Origin of the sequence: Desulfonatronospira sp. MSAO_Bac3, from assembly GCF_003838035.1 — a bacterium.
GTDB lineage: Bacteria > Desulfobacterota > Desulfovibrionia > Desulfovibrionales > Desulfonatronovibrionaceae > Desulfonatronospira > Desulfonatronospira thiodismutans.
This window is the reverse complement of record NZ_QYZY01000333.1, coordinates 1-1,906: the sequence shown is the minus strand read 5'-3', so window position 1 is coordinate 1,906 and position 1,906 is coordinate 1. Positions and strand designations below refer to the sequence as shown.

Here is a 1,906-nt window from a genome sequence, read left to right as displayed (position 1 = left end):
GGCGACGGCCTTGGGCGGGAACAGGGCTCTTTCGAGTATGACCGGGCTTACCTTGACTATTTTATTCCTGGCACCAATATCCATATGCAGGTGGGCAAGCAGGGACTGACTATCCCCAATACACTGGGCTCGCATATCTTTGACGACGATATCTGGGCCGTGAACTCATTCACCCCATTACATGAAAACGTGGGCCTGGTTCTAAGCTGGGCCAGGGCCAACGATATGTTTGAAGCCGGTCCGAATAAAAACGATGAAATAGATGCTTTTCTCACCATTCTGCCTATTAATATGGATGGCCTGCAGCTGCAGCCCTTTGGCATCTACGGAATGAAAGGGCAGGGTGCTTTTGCCAATGCTGATGTTTTTCCGTACGTTGCCGGTGAAAGAAGAACTTCTTCTCACGTGTACTGGGGCGGCATAAATTTTACCGCGGATCTGCTTGATCCCCTGGTGCTAAGCGGTGATTTCAACTACGGCCGCCACAGCAGCAATATCACCGGCGATACCGTGGGCGAGGAAACCAGGGGCTGGATCGCAGCCCTGGCTGCAGAGTACCACACAGACCACTTTACCCCGGAGCTTTTCTTGATGTACGAATCCGGGCACAGCAGCTCTTTCACCGGTAAGGACGGAAATACCCGGGGAAGGGTCATGCCTTTTATCTCGGGCGATCTGCACCGGGTATCCAGCTTCGGCATGAGCGGATCTCAACTGCGGGGCATCGGCAGGGCCGCCCTGGACGGATATGCAGGAATCAACTCTTTTGGTCCCAGCGGTAAGATGGCCATAGGCGCTGGCGTGAGGGACCTTAGTTTATTGGATAATGTTACTCACGATATGCAGCTGACCTACTACCAGGGCACAAATCACAGGGACCTGCGCGCCCTGGGCACAGAGATGGACGAGATATATTTCACTACCAGGGACATGGCCTGGGAATTCACCCTGGATACCCAGTACCAGATGTACGAAAACCTGGCTGCTATTCTGGAGCTTGGTTACTTAGCTCCAAGCCTGAGCAGCGGTGGAGACCGCGATCCCGACATCCAGGACGACGATGCCTGGAAGGCGGCTACCGGCCTGCGCTTTCAATTTTAACCAGCATAACACTTCAGTGGAGCAGGAAGCATGCAAAGCCTCTTGAGTGAGCAACCATTCAGGGGGGGGAGCAATCGCCACCGAGGATAGACTTGAGGCGTATTTCCCAACCGTGAGCGGCAAAGCCGCCCGTGAGCAACGAAGTTGCCCGTGCCAAAAAATCTTCTCCGGCACGGGAAGCATTCAGCTTCACACGGGTGCTCCGCACACACGGTTTTTAAGAATAAAGAGTTCTGGAAGGGTTTGCATGCCTGTCACTCATGTAACCATTCAGGGTGTCCTCGATGTTGATTGCAGTCACGCCAGAGGCGTTGATTCCCCCCCCCTGAATGGTTACTGCTGGGAGATCAGGTTCCCCGCATTTCCGCCAGTAGCTTTCTGACCTCCTGTCTGTCGTACAACTGTCCGGTAACGTATTTGTGCAGAATGCTGTTGATAAAAGTCTGGTAAGGAAGGCCCTGCGCTGCCGCTTGGTTTCTGATCATTTCCAGGTCAGCCTCAGAGATGCGTAAGCTTATCACCTCGTTTTTCCTGGCGCGTCCAAGCATGTCCTCGACCTTTTGCCGCTTTTCTCCACTAACGGATCTAAGCTGGTCCGCACTGTTTTCCATTTCCTGTTCTTCCGGAGTCAATTCGTATTTCATGATTCCTCCTGGTATCTCTTGTGGTATTTGCGGCTTGGAAAAGCCGTTTTCAAAAAAATAAGCCCATCACTCTCGTCGATAACGAAGGGAGCAAGCCAAGTGTAGCCTTGAATCAGGAGTACAAAATACATCTGTTTGTCCCGAGCAGGATTTTCAACAAT

The 1,906-nt window shown here is 52.5% G+C and carries 2 protein-coding genes; one reads left to right on the top strand and one right to left on the bottom strand.

Translation table 11 applies throughout. The features are described 5' to 3' along the window. A partial coding sequence (locus D5S03_RS11680; RefSeq protein WP_287044149.1) for an outer membrane homotrimeric porin occupies window positions 1-1,101 on the top strand: 1,101 nt, incomplete at its 5' end. 347 nt (window positions 1,102-1,448) lie between these two features. On the opposite strand, the gene D5S03_RS11675 is transcribed toward D5S03_RS11680, so the two are convergent. After that, window positions 1,449-1,745, bottom strand: coding sequence for a CopG family antitoxin (locus D5S03_RS11675; RefSeq protein ID WP_008871281.1), 297 nt, complete (start codon window positions 1,743-1,745; stop codon window positions 1,449-1,451). Window positions 1,746-1,906: the final 161 nt, after the last annotated feature.